At 56.9% G+C, this 22,663-nt stretch carries 22 protein-coding genes; 15 read left to right on the forward strand and 7 right to left on the reverse strand.

The window, feature by feature from the left end; translation table 11 throughout:
* Positions 1-378 precede the first annotated feature (378 nt).
* From CA85_RS19355 to CA85_RS19365, 3 genes are all read left to right on the forward strand, one after another.
* Complete coding sequence (locus CA85_RS19355) at positions 379-1,371, forward strand: DUF1559 family PulG-like putative transporter (RefSeq protein ID WP_146392999.1); 993 nt, start codon at positions 379-381, stop codon at positions 1,369-1,371.
* Positions 1,372-1,591: 220 nt separating this feature from the next.
* Positions 1,592-2,014 (forward strand): carboxypeptidase-like regulatory domain-containing protein, encoded by a 423-nt coding sequence (locus CA85_RS19360; protein ID WP_146393000.1) that lies wholly within the window; start codon positions 1,592-1,594, stop codon positions 2,012-2,014.
* Between the two features lie 465 nt (positions 2,015-2,479).
* Positions 2,480-2,698, forward strand: coding sequence for a hypothetical protein (locus tag CA85_RS19365; RefSeq protein WP_146393001.1), 219 nt, complete (start codon positions 2,480-2,482; stop codon positions 2,696-2,698).
* Between the two features lie 335 nt (positions 2,699-3,033).
* Here the strand turns inward: CA85_RS19365 and CA85_RS19370 are convergent, their stop codons facing one another.
* The 7 genes from CA85_RS19370 to CA85_RS19400 form a co-directional block, all read right to left on the reverse strand.
* A complete protein-coding gene (locus CA85_RS19370; protein WP_146393002.1) occupies positions 3,034-3,387 on the reverse strand; it encodes a hypothetical protein in 354 nt (117 codons plus the stop codon).
* A 156-nt stretch (positions 3,388-3,543) separates the two neighbouring features.
* On the reverse strand, positions 3,544-5,706 hold the full coding sequence (locus CA85_RS19375; protein ID WP_146393003.1) for a hypothetical protein: 2,163 nt from the start codon (positions 5,704-5,706) through the stop codon (positions 3,544-3,546).
* Positions 5,703-6,977 carry a M16 family metallopeptidase gene (locus CA85_RS19380; protein ID WP_146393004.1) on the reverse strand — a complete coding sequence of 425 codons (1,275 nt, stop codon included), beginning with the start codon at positions 6,975-6,977 and terminating at the stop codon, positions 5,703-5,705. Before CA85_RS19380 ends, CA85_RS19375 begins: the two co-directional genes overlap by 4 nt.
* Positions 6,970-8,298, reverse strand: coding sequence for a M16 family metallopeptidase (locus CA85_RS19385; protein WP_146393045.1), 1,329 nt, complete (start codon positions 8,296-8,298; stop codon positions 6,970-6,972). The genes CA85_RS19380 and CA85_RS19385 overlap by 8 nt, the downstream gene beginning before the upstream one ends.
* Positions 8,299-8,667: 369 nt before the next feature.
* Positions 8,668-10,089, reverse strand: coding sequence for a tRNA (N6-isopentenyl adenosine(37)-C2)-methylthiotransferase MiaB (gene miaB / locus CA85_RS19390; RefSeq protein ID WP_146393005.1), 1,422 nt, complete (start codon positions 10,087-10,089; stop codon positions 8,668-8,670).
* Positions 10,090-10,713: 624 nt separating this feature from the next.
* Positions 10,714-11,217, reverse strand: a complete 504-nt coding sequence (locus CA85_RS19395) for a putative molybdenum carrier protein (protein WP_146393006.1) — start codon at positions 11,215-11,217, stop codon at positions 10,714-10,716.
* Positions 11,218-11,334: 117 nt separating this feature from the next.
* A complete protein-coding gene (locus tag CA85_RS19400; RefSeq protein WP_246112982.1) occupies positions 11,335-12,264 on the reverse strand; it encodes a hypothetical protein in 930 nt (309 codons plus the stop codon).
* A gap of 451 nt (positions 12,265-12,715) precedes the next feature.
* Here CA85_RS19400 and CA85_RS19405 point away from each other — a divergent pair, with 451 nt between their 5' ends.
* From CA85_RS19405 to CA85_RS19470, 12 genes are all read left to right on the forward strand, one after another.
* Entirely contained in the window at positions 12,716-13,228 is a 513-nt protein-coding gene (locus CA85_RS19405) for a hypothetical protein (protein WP_146393007.1), read from the forward strand.
* Between the two features lie 133 nt (positions 13,229-13,361).
* The gene (locus CA85_RS19410) at positions 13,362-13,835 is read left to right on the forward strand and encodes a protein-tyrosine phosphatase family protein (RefSeq protein WP_186775060.1); all 474 of its coding nucleotides are present in this window, start codon (positions 13,362-13,364) and stop codon (positions 13,833-13,835) included.
* Positions 13,836-14,417: 582 nt separating this feature from the next.
* A complete protein-coding gene (locus CA85_RS19420) occupies positions 14,418-14,714 on the forward strand; it encodes a hypothetical protein (RefSeq protein ID WP_146393009.1) in 297 nt (98 codons plus the stop codon).
* 680 nt (positions 14,715-15,394) lie between these two features.
* Positions 15,395-15,913 (forward strand): four helix bundle protein, encoded by a 519-nt coding sequence (locus CA85_RS19425; RefSeq protein WP_146393010.1) that lies wholly within the window; start codon positions 15,395-15,397, stop codon positions 15,911-15,913.
* A 43-nt stretch (positions 15,914-15,956) separates the two neighbouring features.
* Positions 15,957-16,823: an SMI1/KNR4 family protein gene (locus tag CA85_RS25975; RefSeq protein WP_146393011.1), complete on the forward strand. Its 867-nt coding sequence runs from the start codon at positions 15,957-15,959 to the stop codon at positions 16,821-16,823.
* A gap of 549 nt (positions 16,824-17,372) precedes the next feature.
* Positions 17,373-17,891 (forward strand): four helix bundle protein, encoded by a 519-nt coding sequence (locus CA85_RS19435; RefSeq protein WP_146393012.1) that lies wholly within the window; start codon positions 17,373-17,375, stop codon positions 17,889-17,891.
* 471 nt (positions 17,892-18,362) lie between these two features.
* Positions 18,363-18,695, forward strand: a complete 333-nt coding sequence (locus tag CA85_RS19440) for a hypothetical protein (RefSeq protein ID WP_146393013.1) — start codon at positions 18,363-18,365, stop codon at positions 18,693-18,695.
* A gap of 167 nt (positions 18,696-18,862) precedes the next feature.
* On the forward strand, positions 18,863-19,315 hold the full coding sequence (locus CA85_RS19445) for a hypothetical protein (RefSeq protein WP_146393014.1): 453 nt from the start codon (positions 18,863-18,865) through the stop codon (positions 19,313-19,315).
* 1,198 nt (positions 19,316-20,513) lie between these two features.
* Positions 20,514-20,915 (forward strand): hypothetical protein, encoded by a 402-nt coding sequence (locus CA85_RS19450; RefSeq protein WP_146393015.1) that lies wholly within the window; start codon positions 20,514-20,516, stop codon positions 20,913-20,915.
* Between the two features lie 103 nt (positions 20,916-21,018).
* The gene (locus tag CA85_RS19455; RefSeq protein WP_146393016.1) at positions 21,019-21,345 is read left to right on the forward strand and encodes a hypothetical protein; all 327 of its coding nucleotides are present in this window, start codon (positions 21,019-21,021) and stop codon (positions 21,343-21,345) included.
* A 179-nt stretch (positions 21,346-21,524) separates the two neighbouring features.
* Complete coding sequence (locus CA85_RS19460; RefSeq protein ID WP_146393017.1) at positions 21,525-21,794, forward strand: hypothetical protein; 270 nt, start codon at positions 21,525-21,527, stop codon at positions 21,792-21,794.
* A 565-nt stretch (positions 21,795-22,359) separates the two neighbouring features.
* Positions 22,360-22,663, forward strand: a 304-nt coding sequence (locus tag CA85_RS19470) for a four helix bundle protein (protein ID WP_146393048.1), incomplete at its 3' end; no start/stop codon positions are given.

Raw genomic sequence — 22,663 nt, forward strand, 5'->3', positions numbered from 1 at the left:
CCGTTCCGTCAGCGGAATGCTCACGCATCACGCACTGACAGTTCGTGTCTGCACGTCTACTGCGCGGTGACTGCTGCGATCGAAGGCAGTCCCGATGATGCCAGCCGCTCTCGACAATGCTCGGCATTCTGACGCTACGTGGCCATAAGGCGATTGCAGTCGCTGTAGAGCGAGCAGCGATGCGAAAATGTCGCACCCCCTGTTCATTGGCATTTCCTTTGCCAACCGGTGTTCAACGTATGGGTGACGACGACGACCCAACCGGGACCAGAGCTCATGCGACGAGATCTTTTGAGAAGGATTTTTCCTATCTTCACCTTAAGTTTCGAACTCGAGAGTCTACTCGCGATTTCGAGACTCTAACCTAGAGGACTGTCGATGAGTCAGACGAAACTGAAGAATTCTGGATTCACACTGGTCGAGCTTCTGGTTGTCATTGCAATCATAGGAGTGTTGGTCGGACTGTTGCTGCCTGCGGTCCAGTCGGCAAGAGAAGCGGCCCGCCGAATGAGTTGCTCTAACAACATGAAGCAACTTGGTCTCGCGATGCATAACTATCACGACACCATGTCATCCTTCCCTCTGGGTTCCTATAACCTTCGGGAAGCCTGGCCCGCCAGCGGATCGAACTGGCGAGCATTGATCCTGCCGTTCATCGAGCAGAACAACATCTACGAACAGCTTGAGTTCAGCTATTCGTCGCACTTCATGGCTGGCGGTGCCGCGGGGGCCGACGCCCTGAAAGGCAATGAAATCCTCAAATTTCTCGCCGTGCCAACTTACGCGTGCCCGTCCTCAGCGATTGAGATATTCGAGGAAGCGCCAGTCTCCAACAACTCCGAAGGAGCCATGAACGTCCATTATGTTGGAATTCAAGGGGCCGCACGTCCTGTTCCTGGTGGTGATCCTAACAAGGGGACCGCTGACCTCGGTCACGGATGGTCCTCCAACAACGGGATGCTGTTTGCCAATGGCAAAATCAAGATGCGAGACGTTGTCGACGGTACCACCAATGCGATCATGATCGCCGAGCAGTCGGGATGGGTCGACGGAGTCAATCGCACGTCCAACTACTACGGTGGCTGGATGGGGTCGCGTCACCCGCGACCCGTGGATGGTTCTAGCAGTTGGGATCTCTGGCAAACCGGGACCACCTGCGTCCGCTTTGCGCCAAATTCACAGATCGTACAGACCGGAGCAACTGATCGCATGTATCGAAACAATACCGTGATCAATTCCATGCACACCGGCGGGATCAATGTGGTCATGGGAGATGCGAGTGTTCAGTTCATTACTGACTCGATCGACTTCATGCTGCTGAAACAGCTGTGCTGTCGCTACGACGGCCAAGTCACCAGCCTCCCGCAATGAAGTCGAGACATCAGGCAATTCGGCTAAGCAACGCACATTCAATTTCTGTCGTAGTGGACGAAGCGACGAGTCCAAAGCCGCAGGACTCGTCGCCTCGTCCATTACTAAAACCGACACTTATTCATTGTGTGTTGCTAAGTCAGGAATCAAAAGCAGTCACCGAACGTTTTGATGACGTTTTCTACTACGAACAAACGAACGAATGAGATTCAAACTTCCTATGAAATTATTAATCCCATTAAACTTTCCTGCCGCTATCCTTTGCACCGCCATGGCTTTCTTTGCGACGCTATCTGTCGGTTGCAGTCAAGCACCGCCGGTAGGAACTGTTGAGGGAACTGTGACTCTTAACGGCAAACCCTACGATGATGCCGCCGTCATGTTCCTGGATGCCACAACTGGACAAGCAGCAGGTACAGACATCGAAGACGGCGGCCAATTCAGATTGAAAGAATCGATTCCCACAGGAACCTACAGCGTTTACCTCGCGCCGCGAACAGTTCCGATGGAGGAAGGTTCGCCAGAGGCCGTCAAGATTGATAAATCAGTTCCCGAAAAGTACTGGAACGAAGCGACCACCGATGTTCAGGCGGTCGTCAACGAAGGCGAGAATAGCGTGACTATCGAGCTCATGCAGTCTTAGAGTCACGACCTGATGAATCCATGACCTCGACTCGCAATTCGCACGGAACATTCGCGTACGACCGGTGCGTGAGTGTTCCGTTGCAATCGCTTTTCCCGGCGCTTCGACATCAGACAGCCTGGGCGGCATGCATCACGCTCGCACTCGGATGAGCTTACCGGGCGTGTACTGTGGCGCGGGTTTGGTCGCCAAGGCAGTTGGGGAGCCCCAAAGACGGCGTTCCCGAAGGCTGGCTGACTTGGAGGCCAGGTTGGACGGCGCCTGCATCTCGATCAGAGGCCTGCATCTCGATCACCGGCGATTTCGGAAACGATCAGTAGCTCCTGATCACCGGGACTCACGGTCGAGGAACCGCTGGGTGGTCAGCAAGAATTCTGTCGTGGGGCGAATCCGACCACGGGGGTCGAAGGCGAGTCCATCTCGCTGAGGAATGTTCGGCGGGACACCGAAATTGGAAGGGCGCTGATGGAAGCCCCTGAAGTCCACCGGGTCGGTATTAGCTCCGATGCGGCGCAGTCGGAGCCAGTCATCGGTAGCTTATTGCCGTCCCCCGGTGACGATGGCGTGGGGGTGGTCGGCGTCGTCGGCAGCTCCGCGATTCGTTCACCGAAGCAGCACAGTCACGGTTTCCTCGGGGTGGTACCGGTTGCTTCGCAACGCGTGATCAATAACTGGCGGATTTAGCGAAAGCTATTCTGTCGTGGACGCGGCGATGAACTGTCGGGCCCCGCAAGTCTTACTACGCCGAAGGCGTTGAAGAGAATAGCCGTAGGTCAGCGCCGCGCAACCTAAGGTGTTTCGTCGGTCGTGGAGCGTCGACCCGCAAGTGGGTCGCAGATCCCGTCATGAACGATCTTCAGCCCCATTCGGGGTTAGCCCTTGAGGCTCGGGTCGTATCCGGTGGTGCTCGCTCGCGCTCAAACCACCGGCTATTTTCTATCATCCCTGACGGGATCCTTGTGGGGAAACGACAGCAGGCGACGTGGTCGCCTACGCTGCGATCGTTTGTCGCTCACCGCTCACTGAGCGTATTTGTAATCGTACGCGTGACGAATGTAGGCGCGGTCTCGGTCGTAGTCGCCTGCGTACTCGGCCCGCAGACGATCGTCCAGGTCCTCGTTCCATTGCGGGTGGTCGTTGCGGTAGTGACGATGGGCGGCGTGGCCGAAGCGAAACGCTTGCTCGCGGTTTTCGAACGCATCGTCGCTGCCCGCCATCTGCTTGACCGTGTCATCGACATCTTGGTCCATGTCACGAGCGCTGTCGGATCCGAAGTCCGCTTTCGTCTGCTCCCAGTCATTTGCAAAGGCTGCTTTCACCCGTTCCCAGGTGTTGTCATAGTCTGCGGTGTTCCATTTGGCTTCAGTACTCATCTTGATCTCCAGTTGGGTTGGTCATCTCTATTGCGAAAACTCAGCCGCTCGCCGGACAGACGGGCTCCGAAAACACATCGGAGTTGCTGAGTGCATCGAGAGGACCAAGAGATGCAATTCCTGGGCCAATGTTGCCGAGATACGGCAGGAATTTCACTATGCTTTGCGGATGAAGTCTGCGGCGTAGCTTCGCACATCGCTGCCATTGAGCACATGGACCATCCGCAACTGTTGGACTTCCTGGTCGCTGAATGAAGTCAGTGGCACGTGAACGAGTTGTTTCTTGAAACGCCGGGCCAGTCTTCGCCAACCTGCTCCGGGAGGCAGGCCGCTCATCAGTGCAATCTGGCGACACCGCGAGTGCATACAGGCGGCGGCGATCAAACGCTCTTCCAAAGTTTCGGTGAAATCGAGCCGGCGATCGGTCCAGATATCACGGATCGGCGTCGGTGGGTACAGAAACATGGCGCCACCATAGGTGCCCATGCCGATTCCTGGACCTACCATCTCCTTGGTGAAATCGCTAGCGAAGAACGCCAGCGTGGATTCCCAATCGTGTTCGGCAAACCACGTCGTGCGCCAGGGGTAATCGCGCGGATCGGCAGGGGAATCAAATAACATCAAACAAGCATCGAGTTTGCCGCGGCTCGGCGGGATGACCCGGACATAGATCTCCTTCTCGTACCAGTGCCGCAGCGTGTCACGGATATCGATACCGTCCTTGACGCTGGTAGTGAACTTTTCGGTCCGCGCGAGGTCTTGTCCCATGATCGCTTGCGCCCGTTCGCACACGCGATTGCGGAGCATCTCGATACGCTCATCCTCGGGCGGGAAACTGCACTGGGAATAGGGATTCCAGTTGTACTCCCAGCGGTTCCGCTCATCCTTGCTCGGACGCGGCTGGAGCGACAGCGTCTGCCAGGTCAGTGGTGGTCCGGGCAAGCGGTTGACTAAGGAAACGATCTCACCGTCGGGCAAACGCCCTTGGTCGATCCCGAGTTTGACTTGGGTCAGAGCAGCGTCGTCTAGAAACTCAGGCGTATTCTCGGCGTGAGATTCACCCGTTCGCTGCGTGTCCTCTTCAAAGGGCTCGTCGCTGCCGTCTGACAACGCCGCATCGGTCAACTGCTCACCGAAGGGAATGTCCGACGAATCTGTCTCCGGGCCGCCGTGACTGCTCGACCCAGCAGCATGCTCGCTCGTCGGAGTCGGCAGTACCCGGTATTCCGTGGCGATTTCTGCAACATGGAGGGCGAACTGGTCACCGAGAATCTGTTGACAAGCGGTGACAATCGTCACCATGTCGGGCGTCATCCGGCGATGGAGCAAGGAGAGGTTGCGGATGTACTGCAAACATTTCGAAAGCAGCAGCGGAGTGATCCGCCGCGCCCGGTTGCCGAACTCAGCGAGGTAACTTTCCTTGGCGGCGATCAGGAGTTCCTTGACGCCGTCGACCTGCAAGTCTTCGTCCTCCTCGAGTTGAGCCCGAGCGCGTTCGTAGAGCCCCGTGATGAATGGAAGTTCGCCGAAGAGGAACAACAGCGTCTTGGGATCGACGGCGAATGTTTCCGGCGTCTGCACATGGTCATGCTCAAACGTCTGCAGTTCGCGTCCCCGGCCTTCCTTGAGCAATCGGTGGGCTTCGCGAATCCACGGCCAATCCAATACGCTGGTGACCAGCAATATCTGCTGATGGGATTTTGCCAGTTCGACCAGCCGCGCCGCCATGTAGGCCATCCGCTCTCGTGTCTGGTCGTCGCTCGGTCGCGGGATGCTCGGCAAGACCGCTGCAGCAAATTTCTCACAGTGCACGTGACGCACCGCAAACGGGTCAGGCATCACTGTCGAATACGGCTGGAATCGATTCGTTTCCAAATCAATGAATTCACGCCGGATGTGCTCACCCATCGCCGCCCGAATCGCCATGATCACACCCTGGCAGGGATCGATCGGCACGTAGCTGGTCGGGATTTCGTCGGGCGAGTCCTCGTCATCCTCGGCCCCGAATGATTGCGAAAACTCATCGGAGGCCTCCGCATCGTAGCTGCCGCGGAAATCTTGGGCCGCATCGTAGGTGGATTCGTAGTTCGGAGTCGGCTGCTGGATCACAATCGACGGCTTGGGCAATTCCAATACCGCTTGCTCAACACACTCGCGAAAGGACTCCGGCAGTGAGACGGCAACGCAGTCAAAGCGATGCTCGAGTAAGAACCGACGCGTCAACCAAGCGAACTGGCCACTGCCATGGATAATGGGCAAGATGGTCGTGCGATCATCCAACCGCAGCAGCGGCGGCACGTCGGTGCTGCCGAGGCTCATGGCGTTAAGCTCGGTTCGTCTGGAGTTTGCGCCGTCTCGGCCGAGGCGATCACCTCCGTCGCATCGGTGCACAGGTAGCTGCGGGCCATCGTCTCGATCTGGCCGATATCGACTCGTCGATAGGAATCGAGCAAGTCATCGGTCGAGAGATGCTCGCGGCAGCACAACCAATGACTTCCCAGACCGAACAATCGTTGGGCAGGACGCTCCGAGGACATGATCACCCCCGCCACCGTCCGATTGATCACCTGATCCAGTTCAGCCTGTTTGAGTCCCTCACGCACGACAAAGTCAATGGCATCATTCATCAATCGAATGTTGGCGTCCATCTGGTCAGGGGTGCAAACCAAGTACGAAAACAAAGCGCCGGTATCGGCGTACTCTTGTGGCCACATCGTAGCGACTTCAGCCCGGCCGGTGTCGATCAAGTCCCAAAACAAACGGCTGCCGCCATCATCACCAATGATCGATGCGAGCAAACGCATGGCGAATCGATCCGCCGACGCCATCGACGGGCCGCCGGACAAGGTGACTCGGTAGGCCTGGGTCGCGTCCGGGATGTTCAGCCGCGGGTCCAGGGCGATACCGGCAGGCAATTGGCTGTCGTCGTCCGGCGGCAGCGGGGCGGGCAAGGGGAGCTCATTCCAGTCCGCAGTGGACTGACTGGCTTGGTCGACGAGATCGTCGAAGTCCACGTTCCCGGACGCGGCGAGCACCATGTTGGCGGGCCGGTAGCGGGTGCGGAAATAGTCTCGCATCGTGTCGACGTGCATCGACTCAATCGACTCGGCCGTCCCCAAAACACGGCGGCCGAGGCCCCGGGGGCCGTAACAGCACTCCATCGCGCGCTCGAAGGCGCCGAAGGGCGGTTGGTCTTCGTACTTGGCGATCTCTTCCAAGATCACGTGCCGCTCCATCGCGAAATCTTCCTCCTCCAAACGAGGACGCATCATGTCCGAGAGCAGGTCCACCATCCGCCGCTGGTACTTCGGCAGCACGGCAGCGTAATACACGGTTTGTTCTTCGCTCGTGTAAGCGTTGCTCTGGCCACCGAGTTCGTCGAGCTCGCGATTGACATCGGCGGCGCTCCGGGTCGCGGTGCCCTTGAACATCATGTGTTCGAGGAAATGGCTCAGCCCCGACTGCGCGTCCGTTTCGTCACGCGCACCGGCACGCACGAAATAGCCGATTGCGGCGGAGTAACCTCGATTGTCGACGTCAGCGACGACTTGCAAACCATTGGGCAAAGTAGCGGTGCGGAACTCACTCATCGTTGTCTCCTGTGCTCAGAGCGGGGGCGGTGCCACGACCGGGCGCCTCGTTCGTCTCGCTCCAAACGCTGCCTCCGGCGAGCGGTTCGGAACCGATCGTGACGATCCGGAATGACTGCGGCGTGTGCGCCTGAAAATACTGCTTGATCTGGTCGAGCTGAATCGATTCGATCGCCGCCTCGAGCTCTTCGGTCGGCATCACGCGACCTAGCTGAAACTGATCCGAAGCCATCGAACCGGCGCGCGAACCAGCCGATTCCTGTTCCATGATCAGGCTGCTCTGAATTCGCACCTTCCAACGTTCCAGCTCGTCCTCGCTCAGGTCATCGCAGAGATGCTGGACCTCGTGAATGGTCAAGTCGAGTGTCTGTTGAGCCCGCTGTGGAGTCGTCCCCGCGTAGCCAAAGACGGCTGCGGTCGCGGGCACGGCGTTCCCTTCCCGATCCGTGCTCGAGGCGATCGAGTGCGTGCTCGCCCAAACGCTGTAGCAGAGCCCGTGCTGCTCGCGAACCCGGTCGAAAAGCCGGCTGCTCATCCCATCACTGAGGATGCCCACGCCCGCTCGCATGATGAAATAGTCGGGGTGACCGTAGGGAATGTTGTCGTACGAAAACCCAATATGGGTTTGGCTGCTGGGCAATTCAATGTGCTCGTGCCCGTCAATCGGCTCAGCTGCAGGAAGTCCCCCCCAGCTACCTGTTTTCCAATCCCCGAACGCCGCATCGACGGCATCGCAGACGGCGGCTTCGTCAAAGTTGCCTGCGATCGAGAGGATACTGCTGCCCGCATGGTATTGCTCGAGATAGAACTCTCGCACGTGCTCCATCGAGAGCGACTCCAGGCTCAGTTCACTGGCGACGGCACTCCGCCCGAGGGCCCGACCATACTGGCGTTGACGCAGACGCCGCATTAGCCGTTGGGTCGGCTCGTCTTGATTGGCGAGCATTTCTTGCCGCAGCATCAGTTTGGCGTCCTCGAACTGATCGATCGGCAGGTGAGGCCGGCGGACCTGATCGGCCAGCAACCCGATAGCGGGAACGAGAGAGTCCGCGGGCATCGCGGCTGAAAATCCCGTCATACTGGTAGAGGCGGCCCCATTGGACGTGATCCCCAAATTATCTTCGGCGGCTACGAACTGGCGACTGTTGTAGGCGCCAGCACCGCGTTGGACCATCTCGACGGTCAACGCAGACAAACCGCAACGGGCATCGGCCTCCTCATCCTCGTCGATGCCGTCAAGTTCCGCGGTCACCCCACCGGGCATCCAGAACGTGTACGCGGCCGTTCGCAGCCACGGCATCGGCTGCCAGAGAACGGTCATCCCATTGGCGAGACGTCGAGTTTGAACAGGAGAACTGGCGGCAGTCAAGTCGATGGAAGACAGAGCGAAGACCCCGGGTTGAAAGGAAAAGAGACGTTGAGCATATCGTAGTGGACGAGGCGACGAGTCCCTCGTGAAAACCGTAGTGGACGAGGCGACGAGTCCCTCGTGAAAAATTGTAATGGACGAGGCGGCGAGCTGTTGATACCCCACAAGTTTGCTCCCCCGTGTGCTTGTCACACGGGAAGCGAAGTTTTGAAGTTAGAAAAACGCAGCATCGACACGCGTTCCCCTGTCAGCTTGTCTGACAGGAAACCAAGCCGACAAACCCCGCTCCGATGTGGGCGTGCCCCCGACAACGAATTCTTCTCAGCCGTTCGCTTCAATGCCGATCGAGACGAGTTCGACCGTGCGAACCCGGCCGATCAACGTGTGGCTGCTAGCATCGTCGACGTGGACCTCGAGCATCTGGCCCGCTTGACGTCGGTTTCCATCGAAGACCACGATACGGTCGCAGTGCGTCCGTCCAGTCATCTGGACCGCAGCCGCTTCGGGTTCCGATTTCTCTCCCTTCTTGCTGGGGCCTTCCACGAGTACCTCGACCGTCTCGCCGACCAACTTCTCGTTGTCCTCCCTGGCGACGCGGTTCTGAACCTCCAAGAGTTCATGGTTGCGGGCGGCCTTGACCTCCCGCGGCACGTCGTCCTCGAGCCGCTCGGCCGCTTTGGTTCCGCCGCGAACACTGTACTGGAAGATAAAGCTATTTTTGAATCGGCAGCGTTCGATCAGCTGAACCGATTTCTGGAAATCTTCGTCCGTTTCGCCGCAGAACCCGACAATGAAATCGCTGCTCACGGCTGCGTTGGGGAGGATCCTCTCGATGCGTTCGAACATCTCCATATAATCGCCGACAGTATATCCCCGTTTCATCCGCTTCAACACCGCGTCGCTGCCGCTCTGGGCGGGCACGTGCAGGTACGGCGAGCACTTCGGTAGATCTCGCACCGTGACGAGCAATCGCTCGGTCATGTCCTTGGGATAATTCGTGACAAACTTCAGCCGGTCGATGCCCTCGATTTCATGGAGTTGTTCGAGCAAACCCGCCAGATCCGTGTCGCCTGCCTCGCTGCGATGCCGATAGCTATTGACGGTCTGCCCAAGCAGCACGATTTCGCGACACCCTTGCTCGGCGAGCGTCCGCGCCTCCGAGAGAATCTCGCTGGGGGAGCGCCCCTGCTCCGGGCCGCGGGTGTTCGGCACGACGCAGTACGTACAGAACTTGTCGCAACCGATCTGGATCCGCAGATAGGCTTGGAACGGTGTCGGACGCATCGACGGATCCCGCAGCGGATCGAAAGTCTCGTGCGACCTCGCCACTGTGGCCTGTTTCCCATCGGTCCGCGCCAACGAAACAGCCATCTGCCGCCCCTCGCCCGAGTCGATGTTCGTGATCAGTTGCGGCAGCGAGTGCAGTTGTCCTGGGCCCACGACCATGTCGACAAAAGGGGCCCGGCGGAAGATCACCTCTTGGTCTTTTTGAGCCATGCAGCCGAGCACACCGATTTTCTTGTCGGGATGGCGAGCCTTGGTGTCACGCAGCTTCCCCAAGGCGCTGTACGTCTTTTCCTCGGCCTGCTCGCGAATGCTGCAGGTGTTGTAGAGCAACAGCTCCGCTTCGGCGGGCGTGTCGACGACCCGGTATCCATGGCGTTTGAGGTCGGCCACCACCATTTCACTGTCGAGCACGTTCATTTGGCAGCCGACAGTTTTGATGTATACAGTTTTTGTCATGTCAGTCGAAGGTTTCGTCGGTGGGCGCGAAATCAGAGGCGGGCGGCGAGCCCGTTGCTGCCTCCAAGATAACCGGCAGGGGCGGGTTTCCGAAAGAGTGCCATCGGCGGGCCGCCCTCGCTAGTGGTCTGTGACGCCGTGATTTTAGGGTAGTGGACGAGGCGACGAGTCCTGAACTGGCGACGAGTCCTCTTCATCCAGCAAATTGCGGAGGACTCGTTGCCTTCTGTCAGTTACCCACAAGTATCCCGCTAGGGATTAGAGAGAATTGCCGTAGGTCAGCGCAGCGCCACCTACGGTGATTCGTTGGTCACCGAACATCGACCCCGAAGTGGGTCGCAGACCTCGTCATGAATGATCTTCCACCCCATTCGGGGTTGGCTCTTGCGTTTCGCGTCGTATCCGGTGGTGTTCGCTTGTGCTCAAACCACCGGCTATTTTCTAAAACGCCTTCGGCGTGGGCAAACTTGTGGGTAACTGACAGCTCGTTGCCTTGTCTCCTACAGCCAACCCTGATTTTTACCTGTCCCAGACCACTAGCCTCCTCTCGCTCCCTCTTCCCCCCAAGGTAGCGCGAGCGAGTCTGCGTCATTGAGCGTTCCCGCGTGCCTTAACCGAGTGCCTTTAACCGAGAGCATCGACCAATAACGCGTAGGTTTCGTCTTGAATCCCAGGAGCGTTGCTCTCTCGGGGGCCAGCAACGTTGAGCACTGTGGGACGGAGCTGGTTGAGCCAAAACACGATCTTCTCCTTGGCCTGGGACGGCTTCGTGATCGAAACGCTGAGCTCGGGCCGGTTGACCTCGCGGCACAGTCGCCGGGTCAATTTGGTACCGCCGCTCATCCGCCCGCGATACAGGATCAGGGTCGCGTCGGAATCCCGCACGTTCTTCTCCGTCCGGTCGGGATAGTATTTCGACCCGATTTCAACGAGCTGATAGCGGGCTGGGACACGCCCGTCCTCCGCCAAACGCCCCGCTGGGCACCATCCCCCATGCTCGATTCCCAACGCCATCGCCGCGTCCAGGGCCCCCCGATCCACGCCAGTCTGGCCGCCTGAAACGATGCGGGCCGGAAGAAACCGCTCGGGCGTCGGGTCGAATTCAGCAAAGAGACTGGAGGATGACATGGCCCCAATATAGCGGAGTCGCAGCTCTCGGCAGCGACCGCCAACAGAATCCAGTGTTTGCCCAGCCCCAAAAGTGGATGGCCCTTTTTCTGCCTCCCACAACAAATGGATGGCAAATCAACTCTGGAAAAGAAAACTGATCGCGATCACCGACGCACGTAGCCTTCCCCACCTCGCCGCTTGACTCCACCACCTCTGCCGTTTTTGTGATGGAGTTGTCTGTCGCGTGCAACGCGGTGGCCCTGCGTTCTCCATACGACGCTCCGTGATCTGCCCCAGATCGGCATCCTGTCTCAGCCGCATGCGGTCATTCGGTGCGGCAAGCTCACCCGCCAAAGCCGAGACCGTGCCCGAAACTCCGACACCATCAGCAGGCACGCTACACTCATCATTCGCCTGTCCCGCTGCCGATCCCTCCCTTGTGGAGCTCGCAGTCGCTTTCTCCGGCGTCACCTCCCGAGCCTCCGATTCACTGGCATCGTCGTTAGCTGAAATCGCGTGGCGATTCGAGCTCATACGATCCAACGGGCTGACCACCTTAACGTCCTCGCGATTGAGCGAGTGCAAGTAAGTTCGCGTCGTCTTGATATCCGCGTGACCGAGCAATTCCTGGATCGTGCAAATATCAGTTCCTTCACGCCGACGCAGGTTCTGAATCACGTCCGGCTCGCTCGGATCGATATAGCCGACGACATCTTCGATCTCCTCCACCGAGTCCTCACCTGATTCCCTCAGCCGCTCTTCTTTGACCTTCTCAGCCCGAGTGAGCTGCTCCAGCTTCGTCCGGATGAAGGTCAGATCATCAAACGGAGCCGTCTGGACGTAGCGACGATAGCAGATCAGCGACTGAATGATCTTCAGACGCTTCCAAGCAGGCGTCTTGCGCCGCAAGTGGTCGCGGAGGAAGGCAATCACATCGTCGGCGGTGAATTCCCAGATCGCTTGGGGCTTGCGGCCATGAAAGTGACAGAGCTTCTCAAACCAAATCTTCGCCCACTTGTCACGCTGCTCGTGCCACGTGGTCTCAGACTGACTAACGCGTGCCATGACATCGTCCTTTGCAATCATCCGACCCGGCGAAGAGAAACTCCCCAAGTCGATCATACGCAGCAGATTCCGTCCCAGTCTCACGCAGCCCTCCAGCGAAGACCACCGCCCTCTCCCACGGCCATTTTTGATGCGACCCGTTGGCGGTCCAGAAGTAGAGTCGTCCTGCCCGCCGTACCGCATCGCCGCAGCACTACCGAGCTGATTCTTCCCATGTCCGGCGAAGAGGTCAATGTTTTCGCCAGAAATTTGTTCGAAAATTTCCTTGACCGAAGAATTCAGAGCCCTCATACTCAGCAGACGCCAACCGGCGATAAGACTCCCTCGAACCGGCGATAACACTTCCCGTGTCACCGAGGGAACCGAAGGTCCAACCGGCGATAACACCCCCGAGGATCAACTTATCACCCCCACAACCGGCGATAATTACCTCGTTATCCGATTTAGATGCATGGGAACCTATTTTCAATACATAAACGATAGCAAACGCCAGCTCCTTAGTATTGACCCTACCGGTCAGGAAATAAAGCAGTACGCAATCGGACGCAACATCGGATCACGTCTGCTCCATCTTCTGCTGTTGGATGATCCCGATGGGCAGACTGGAATTGAACGACACCCTTTTCTCGGAAGCTGGATTGACGACCGCGTCTATGTGGGCGGGGATGAATACACGCCTGGATTCGACCGAATCTGCCAAGAATACGAAGACATCGGGCAGCACCTAATCGAGCTCCTGGCCATCAACGCTCCGGAAGACCTCCATCATTACGGCGGAAGCGAGTGGCTTGTAAGTCTTGCTCGCGGTGACGCGGCATTTCGCTTGAGTGCAGATTCGTGTCGGAGCGTTTTGCGATACCTACGCGGCGTAAAACGCCACTTCCCGTCCGACGAAGTGGATGATCTAATAGAAATGTTCCGATCGCAGGCGGACACTCCGTCGGATACATCAGGCGGCGGATAACAATGCCGTGAACCGGAGTCGCGTGTCACGCGTTTTGGCAATGGCAAGCTGTTTCGACGCGACCCGGTTACGGCTAGCGTTCTGCCACTGAATTTGCTGCTCGTCTGCCAATGGAGAATCGACACTGTTCCGCGTGACGCAAGACCTCTTCGTTGGACGATTTGCTTCGCGCGAACGCCTCGACGAACTGCGCTCCTTGAACGTCACCGACATCCTTAACGTCAGTGACACTGCAAGCCAGCTTACGACCGATGACGGACCTTTTCGCTCCGTTACCTGGATCGACATTGAAGATCGAACACTGATCCCAACTGACATCGCTATCAACGCGATTGACACGATTCATCAATCACTTACCGATGACGGTGGTCGCGTCTACGTTCACTGCATGGCAGGTTGGAATCGCTCGCCAACAATCCTCTGGCTGTATCTGATCGCGTGCGGACTTGATTTGGACGACGCGGCACGATTCATCTGTGCCAATGCATTCGATGCTGTACCGGGGCACTCGTTGTTGGTAGACTCAAATTTGATCGCAACGGTGCAATCACACGGACGCGACAACTACCTGCCACACCAACGTCCGACCGCAATTGCGGCGCCATAGAAGGCAGAACAATGCCGTGCACACGGAGCACGGCTTGCAAGGTTTCACAAATGGAAAGTCGTCTCTCCGTGCCCGGTGACGGCCGCCGTTATTTGATTTAGCGGCGTCGTCCAACGCCTGTCGAATCTGCGCTCCCGTTAGCGTTTCGACCCAACGATCGGCACGGCGACCATTGCCGTGGTAGCCGAACACGATGTCCGCAGCACGACCCTGCGGAAGCCAGTGCCGATCAACTCCAACGCCTGATGAATCCAACGCGTGCCAATCCCAAGGCGTGACAACTCCAACGCCTGGCGAACCCCAGGTCCGAAGTTGTGTCGTGAATCCCACACCGATACAATGCCCGTAAGACTGGTTGCTGCTGGCCGCCTCACGGCGTTTCGCTAAAGCCTAAACCATCCAACGCCATGCAAATAACAATGCCATGCAATGGAGGACGGCGTTCACGTCTTGGCAGGTGAACGTCGCTCTGCCGTCCCCATTGATGGCTGCCGTTATTCGACTGAAATAGTACTGATCTCTCACCTGGGTCGTTGATTACACCTCGAGCCATTTTTAACACCTCGTGAACATAGTTGACGCTTGATCAGAATTACTCTCGCCATACTCGCTTTGCTGATCGGCTCTTACGCTGCGTTTTGCATCTGGATCGCGACCGAATTGCGATATGTGTTTGTCCGTCCTGTGTACGACGCGGTCGAATCTGGCGAAGGCAACCCGTACGAGATTGCGCGGAACTGCATGGACGCCTATGCTTCCGAGTTTACCGGACCAGCGATCACACTGTTGGCGTGCCTTGCTGCACTGTTCGTACTTGCGGTTACCAAGCGACGCCCCGCTTCCTCCGTCAATTTTCCCGACCCCAAAAACGGCGAATAACCATCGCGTGCAACGGAGGACGGGTGGCATGCGATTTGGTATGCTTGCAAGTCTTTCGCCCGTCCCCGCTGACGCGTAACGTTCGTCGACTGAAAAATGAAGCGTCAAACAACAATCAGGTCCCTTTTACTTGCGACCACCTGGATTGCTGTTGGCTTTTGCTGCCTGCGTCAGATGAGGACAACAGACGTGACTCAGGTGATCGAATTCGCTTCTGTTCCAGTTTCGGATGATCTTCTCAAGAACACTTACGAACAATTTTCCACCGAAACAGTGAACGTAAATCGCGATGGCCTTCGGGTTACTGTTAACTACGCAAGACAAACGCTTGATCCACTTGCGCCCGAGATTGATTGGCAGTTGTTGGGTTACGGCCGATGGACGAGCAATCACTCGTCCCATACTGTGCGAACCACTTGGGTTATCGTTTACCTGGGAATGGGAATAGTCATCAGCTTGCTTACGTCAGTTCTATCTCGGTACCCAGCCGAAGCGAAATTGGCTATCGAGAACCGCGACGAACCAGCGGATGCACTTGAGTCGCCGAGTTGAGTTTATTGAAGTGGTCAGTCGTTCGCGGCGACCACGTGATCCGTACCGTTCTGGCACAAAGTGGCCATCGTGCTCGTGCTCAGTGAAACGGTGCTCGTGCTCGTGCTCGTAATTGAAATGGCACAACCATGACCGAACCAATCTTCGACCACGATCGACTCGACGTCTACCGTTTGTCAATCGGATACGTCGCTGCTGCATTCGACGTTTCGAAATCGCTGAGCGGTTTGCATCGCCACGCTCGTGATCAATGGCTTCGCGCTGCTCAATCGATTCCGCTGAACATCGCCGAGGGTAACGGCAAGCGCAGCTTGAAAGATCGTGCTCGATTTTTCGACATTGCTCGCGGATCTGCGTTTGAATGTGCTGCGATTCAATATGTTCTGGTTGCGACGGACGGTTTTGAGGACGTGGCGAGTCGAGAACTGAAACGGTTGCTCAAACGAATTGTCTCGATGCTAACTCGAATGGCGTTGAAGTTTGACGGCGTTAGGGAGCCGTCGGTAGACTATGAGCTGGGGAACGATTACGAGCACGAGCACCGCGATGCTGAGCACGAGCACGAAAGAAAGCCAGAACCAAGCCGTGCACCTAAGGACGGCTTGCGCGATTATACCAATGGAAAATCAATCGTCCGTCCTAGGTGACGGCCACCGTTACCCCACTGAATCGCCGTAATCTTTCGACACCATGAAGATAATCGACAGCTACGACGTGAAATTCCGACGCACCGGGAAGCCAGTTGCCGAATCAGAAATCTTGGATTGCGAAGCGGAACTCGAACTGACATTTCCTCTGCCCTACGCTGAATTCTTGCGTCAGCACAACGGTGGATCGCCGTCACCCGCATATCTCCCCTTCCCTGGGTCGCCGACTAAAGTTCAACGGTTTTTGTCAATTTCCGATCGCGATCTTGTGGACACGTGCAAGCGGCACCGCTCGGATTCCGGACTACCAGATCAATTCGTCTCGATTGCCGAACTTGACGATTCAGAGTCGTACTTGGTGCTTGACTGCTCGCCCATGAATCATGGTCGTCTTCTATTTTGGGTCTACGTAGACGAAGGGTTTCGACTCAATGATTCAGAGTATAGCAACGCCACCGAACTCTATTTTTCGATAGACAATCTTTTCAAAACATTCGGGCCCGCGAAGAACCGCGAAGACTTAGACGGCATGTTCTGCCGACTGTATTACTCGTCTTCCGATCCACGGAACGGTCCGAAGATTGCGACTGCATTGGTTGACGCGGGATACGACATCAATTTCGTTTTACCTACGTTTCGCCATCCCATCTTTGGATCAATTGACTCCGAGGCGTTCGGTGTTGCTGAGACCTTGCTAAAACTGGGGACTTCATCCTCTCACCTCGACCCGCTGCACGACAATGCGAGTATTGCCGACCGCTTGGCTGATGCGTTCAGGCACTGGAATGGCCTTTCGGATGCAACGATTGAAAACAAGTATCAACCGGGACAGACGATGGCCAAACGCAACATTGCGAATATCGAGTCTGCTATGATGGCGTTAGCTCAGGCCACTTCAAATCTGGGGTAACCATCGCATGCAACGGAGCCGGGCTTGCAAGTTTTCACAAATGGAACATCAACCGTCCCGGCCCGCTGATGCGTACCGTTATTTGATTTAGCTGCGTCGTCCAACGCCTGTCGAATCTGCGTTCCCGTTAGCGTTTCGACCCAGCCATCGACGCGACGTTGCGCAAGCCCGCGCCGATCAACTCTAATGCCTGGCGAAATCCGACGCCCGACAACTCCAACGCCTGTCATAATCCGACGCCTGAAAACTCCAACGCATGCCAACCCCGACGCCTGACGAATCCCAGGTCCGAAGTTGTGTCGTGAATCCCACACCGATACAATGCCTGAAAGACGGTTGCCGCTGGACGCCTCACGGCGTTTCGCGGAAGCCAAAACAAACCAACGCCCGACAAATAACAATACCATGCAGCGGAGGACGGCGTTCACGTCTTGGCAGGTGAACGTCGCTCTGCCGTCCCCGCTGATGGTCGACGTTCTGGCACAAAGTGGCCATCGTGCTCGTGCTCAGTGAAACGGTGCTCGTGCTCGTAATCGAAATGGCGCTACCATGACCGAACTAATCTTCGACCACGATCGACTCGACGTCTACCGTTTGTCAATCGGATACGTCGCTGCTGCATTCGACGTTTCGAAATCGCTGAGCGGTTTGCATCGCCACGCTCGTGATCAATGGCTTCGCACTGCTCAATCGATTCCGCTGAACATCGCCGAGGGTAACGGCAAGCGCAGCTTGAAAGATCGTGCTCGATTTTTCGACATTGCTCGCGGATCTGCGTTTGAATGTGCTGCGATTCAAGATGCTCTGGTTGCGACGGACGGTTTGGAGGACGTGGCGAGTCGAGAGCTGAAACGGATGCTCAAACGAATTGTCTCGATGCTAACTCGAATGGCGATGAAGTTTGACGGCGTTAGGGAGCCGTCGGTAGACTATGAGCTGGGGAACGATTACGAGCACGAGCACCCCGATGCTGAGCACGAGCACGAAAGAAAGCCAGAACCAAGCCGTGCACCTAAGGACGGCTTGCGCGATTATACCAATGGAAAATCAATCGTCCGTCCTAGGTGACGGCAACCGTTACGAGACAAAGTCGTGCTGACGACGAGTGGGGATGAAACGCCAAGTGTGCCCTGCGGGGCATCGTCCCACGCCGGAGTCACGACAACCAACGCCCGCCCTGCGGGACACAAAACCAGCGCATGCCCTGCGGGGCATCAACCAATGCCTGCTCTGCGAGGCACTCTCCGGCGACAGCCCTGCGAGGCATTGTCCGACGCCTGATCAATTGGTGACTGTGACTCAGTGCTCGTGTCGGATCGAAGCTGCGGGTAAGCCCACGTGTACTACGCTACAATAAACGACTCGTAACAATGCGATGATGCTGAGCGGCGTTGGTAGCCATTCTCGAAGTGGCTGAGTCGCTCGCCGCCGCCCGCATATCGCTGCCGTTATCCGACTGAAACCGCCGACTTGAACTTCCATTGGCCTACAACCTTTGCTATTCCAATGTCGTATCACTCACCTTCAAAGGAATCCGCGATGAAACGATTGACTGCTCTCGCTATGGTTGGCTGCGCAACTCTTGGACTAGTAGCTTTGCCGATGGCTTTCGCTGACACCGAAACCGCTACGATCAAAAACTCAAAAACCGTTGTTCAAACGCAGTGTAAGATCACGCGGGATCTCCAAAACGGCAAGACTTCACTTCTTGCGACCGCAACGGTTCGCGCGATCGCGAATACGCCTACGACCCTTGAAATTACGACACCGTCAGGTGAAACACTCATGATCGAATTAAAATCAACAATTTTGATTGATGACTTGCATCGAGGTGATGCGTTCAATGCTGACCCAAAGTCTACCAAGCACTAAGCCAAAACGACGGATAACCAAAGACGTGCACTGGAGCGGCGTGTCAAGCGTTTGGAAACCGTTAATTTCTCGTCGCCGCCCAGTGACGTCCAACGTTATCCGACTGAAATCGCACTTTGAACACAAGGCACCCCGGGACGGTCTGCAAACTCGAAGGAACCCTGATAATGCGATGTACATTGGCTGTTGTCTGTTTCTTGCTCGTCTCAACATACGGCTTGGGTCAGGATGCGAACAACAGACCCTCTAGCGACACTCCCGGCATTGCTGACTTGCACGCTCGCTTGGAGATGCTTGAAAAGCGCGTAAAAGAACTCGAATCCGATGCCAACGTCGGTCGGCAATCCGAGGGCCAAGAATCCCAACCCAAGAAATCCAATGTTCAGCGCGATTGGACGTATACGCCCACGAACCCTGTCGGACGGCCAACACGAATGCGATCGGTCTATTGGTTTCCGCCTCAGATATGGTCATCTGCTTCTCTTGGCCAAAAGCCGCTTCCAAGCCCACCGCCTCGCGGCGATGTACCCGACAACTGGCAGGAAATCAACTATTTCGGACGTTGGTATTACCTGGTACCGCCCGATGAAACGAATGTCACCCCCGCACCAACCGACTGAACTAAATGCATGACTCGGTACTCCGCGTTACTCACTTTGATCGCCGTCGCTATGCTGCTCGTGACGACTGGTTGCGTCTACGCACAACTACTGTCTGGTTACGGCGGAATCGGCATTGGCGGACTCACCGTGCGTAATGATTCATCTCTGCGCTCGATGCTTGGCCTAGTAGCCATTATCGCGTGGTCTACTTCGGTTGCGGCTTCGTTATACGCAATTCGGAAGTCAACCGGATTCGCTCGTGCTGTGCCTGCCGGCCCCCTGCTAATCTCGCTCGGGATGCTGGCATTTGCCATACTCGGTGCGGTCTTCTGAACACCTCATTACGCCGCGCACTGTACCAAACTGGCGGATAACAAAGCCATGCAACGGAGCCGCGTGTCACGGTTTTGGCAGTCGTTGAGTCGTTGGACGCGGCCCGCTGATGGCCGCCGTTACGAGACAAAGCCGTGCTGACGACGAGTGTGGATGAAACGCCAAGTGTGCCCTGCGGGGCATCGTCCCACGCCGGAGTCACGACAACCAACGCCAGCCCTGCGGGACACAAAACCAGCGCATGCCCTGCGGGGCATCAACCAATGGCTGCTCTGCGAGGCACTCTCCGGCGACAGCCCTGCGGGGCACTGTCCGACGCCTGACAGATCGGTGACTGTGGGGCAGTGCTCGTTTCGGACCGAAGACGCGGGCAAGCCGACGGGTACTACGCTACACTGAAAGGCTCGTAACAATGCGATGATACGGAGCGGCGATGGTCGCCGTTCTCGCAGGGGTGAGTCGCTCGCTGCCGCCCGCATATCGCCGCCGTTACGAGACAAAGCCGTGCTGACGACGAGTGTGGGTGAAACGCCAAGTGTGCCCTGCGGGGCATCGTCCCACGTCCGAGTCGTGGTAACCAACGCCAGCCCTGCGCAGCACAAAACCAGCGTATGCCCAGCGGGGCATCAACCAACGCCTGCTCTGCGAGGCACTCTCCGACGCCTGCTCTGCGAGGCACTGTCCGACGCCTGACAGATCGGTGACTGTGGCGCAGTGCTCGTTTCGGATGGAAGGCGCGGGCAAGCCCACGGGTACTACGCTACACTGAAAGACTCGTAACAATGCGATGATGACGGAGCGGCGGTGGTCGCCGTTCTCGCAGGGGTGAGTCGCTCGCTGCCGCCCGCATATCGCCCCCGTTCCCCGACGGGCATTCGCACCGATGATTGATGTTGAGGCTCAACCGCGAATTGTCGCCGAAATTGTGATGCTCTCATTAGCCGAAGGTGGCCGCACTCGGGGCATCACGATCGAACCCGATTCGCGATACATGCCGCATCTAGCGATCGACGACCGAACGAACCGCAAAGCGAGAACTGACTCGAACAATCAGTCTCTCGAACACTACATGGGCGTTCTTTTCGAACCGGCATTGTCGGCCACTGATCCCACAACTGGTTCCGGCCAATATCCGCTTCGACTCATGTACTATCCCCGCGTCGACTACTCCACGCTTCAAGCCGGGGTCACCTTCACTGTACGCGAGGGCGGACGCATTGTTGGTCACGGCGTTGTGGTATCATCGACTTTACCCATCCAACACGAACAGAGCGGGGAACAATGACATGCACGGGAGCACGGCTTGCGGCGTTCTTCGCAATGGACAGTCAACCTTCCGTGCCCCGTGATGTCCGCCGTTCCCCGACAGATAGTGGCAGTCAAAGCTGATGACCAATCCTGACACCGAGGAATCGACGCCCTACACACCTCTCGGCGAGCGGATCAACCAAGACTTGATTCACGACAACTTCGTTCCCAAATATAGCGGTCTCGCAACTTCACCCAGAACAAAACTTGTACTCATTGGTGTTTGGCTGATCTTCTTGCCAATGTCGTTTGGTGTCTTCGCGTTGCCGATTTATTTCTTGACAGGACACGATAGCCCGCTCGCAAGCATCCTGCAGGGACTGTTGGTTACGGCGTTCGGTATACTCTCGCTTGTGATCCTGTACTCGCAAACTCGGCGCTATTTGAAGAGCGAAAATGGGAATTGACGGTACACTTGAGCAACTCCTCCGATCACCGTGCAGACGAGAGCGGGGAACCATCCGATGCAACCGAGCGGCGAAGGCGGGCGTTCTGAAGTGGAAGATCAACCGTCGCCGCCCGCTGATCGCCACCGTTCGTCGAATGAATCAGGCTACGTTATTTTACTGAACGAATCGGTTGCACCATGACTACGTCTGAACATGCTCGTCTTATGGCCGCGGCAGTTTACGAGATTCGTTTGCTGCTGTCGGACCACCTTGGTAGTGAGTGCGATTCCGATCCATGCGTAAGACTTGCGGCGCACCTTGCATACGCATTGCACAATGACGCTTTGGCCGTGATGGAACGTGACGGCGAATTTGATCTGGACGCGGCACGGAAACGCATCAGAGCTGCTGAATCAATTGTCGGTGACACGTATGCGGACAATGGCGATCACCTGACGGGCGAATGATCACTGCCTGTCAGCTTTTTGCTTTGTTGGCCGTGATCGCTATACTCATTTAGGACGATTCGCTGCTGGTCAGTGCTTCGGCAAATTGCAAAACCGACGAACCATGCAGTGCACGGGAGAACGGGTGGTTCGTTTCCTCGTCTGCTTGCAAGTTGTTCGCCCGTTCCCCGTGATTTCTACCGTTCTGGCACAAAGTGGCCATCGTGCTCGTGCTCAGTGAAACGGTGCTCGTGCTCGTAATCGAAATGGCGCAACCATGACCGAACCAATCTTCGACCACGATCGACTCGACGTCTACCGTTTGTCAATCGGATACGTCGCTGCTGCANGCCGTCGGTAGACTATGAGCTGGGGAACGATTACGAGCACGAGCACCGCGATGCTGAGCACGAGCACGAAAGAAAGCCAGAACCAAGCCGTGCACCTAAGGACGGCTTGCGCGATTATACCAATGGAGAATCAGTCGTCCGTCCTAGGTGACGGCGACCGTTCTGGCACGAAGTGACATCGTACTCGTACTCAGGCGTCAGCCGGTACTCGTACTCCTACTCGACTCGGGGCACCAATGAGCGAACCGATTTTCGACCACGATCGACTCGACGTTTATCGCCTCTCGATCGAGTATGTCGCTTCCTCATTCGCCGTTGCAAAGGATTTGAACGGTTGCCATCGTCATGCTCGTGACCAATGGCTCCGTTCGGCCCAATCGATTCCGTTGAATATCGCCGAGGGCAACGGTAATCGCAGCTTGAAAGATCGTGCTCGATTTTTCGACATTGCTCGCGGATCTGCGTTTGAATGTGCTGCGATTCAAGATGTTCTGGTTGCGACGGACGGTTTGGAGGACGTGGCGAGTCGAGAACTGAAAC

Origin of the sequence: Allorhodopirellula solitaria (assembly GCF_007859855.1) — a bacterium.
GTDB lineage: Bacteria > Planctomycetota > Planctomycetia > Pirellulales > Pirellulaceae > Rhodopirellula > Rhodopirellula solitaria.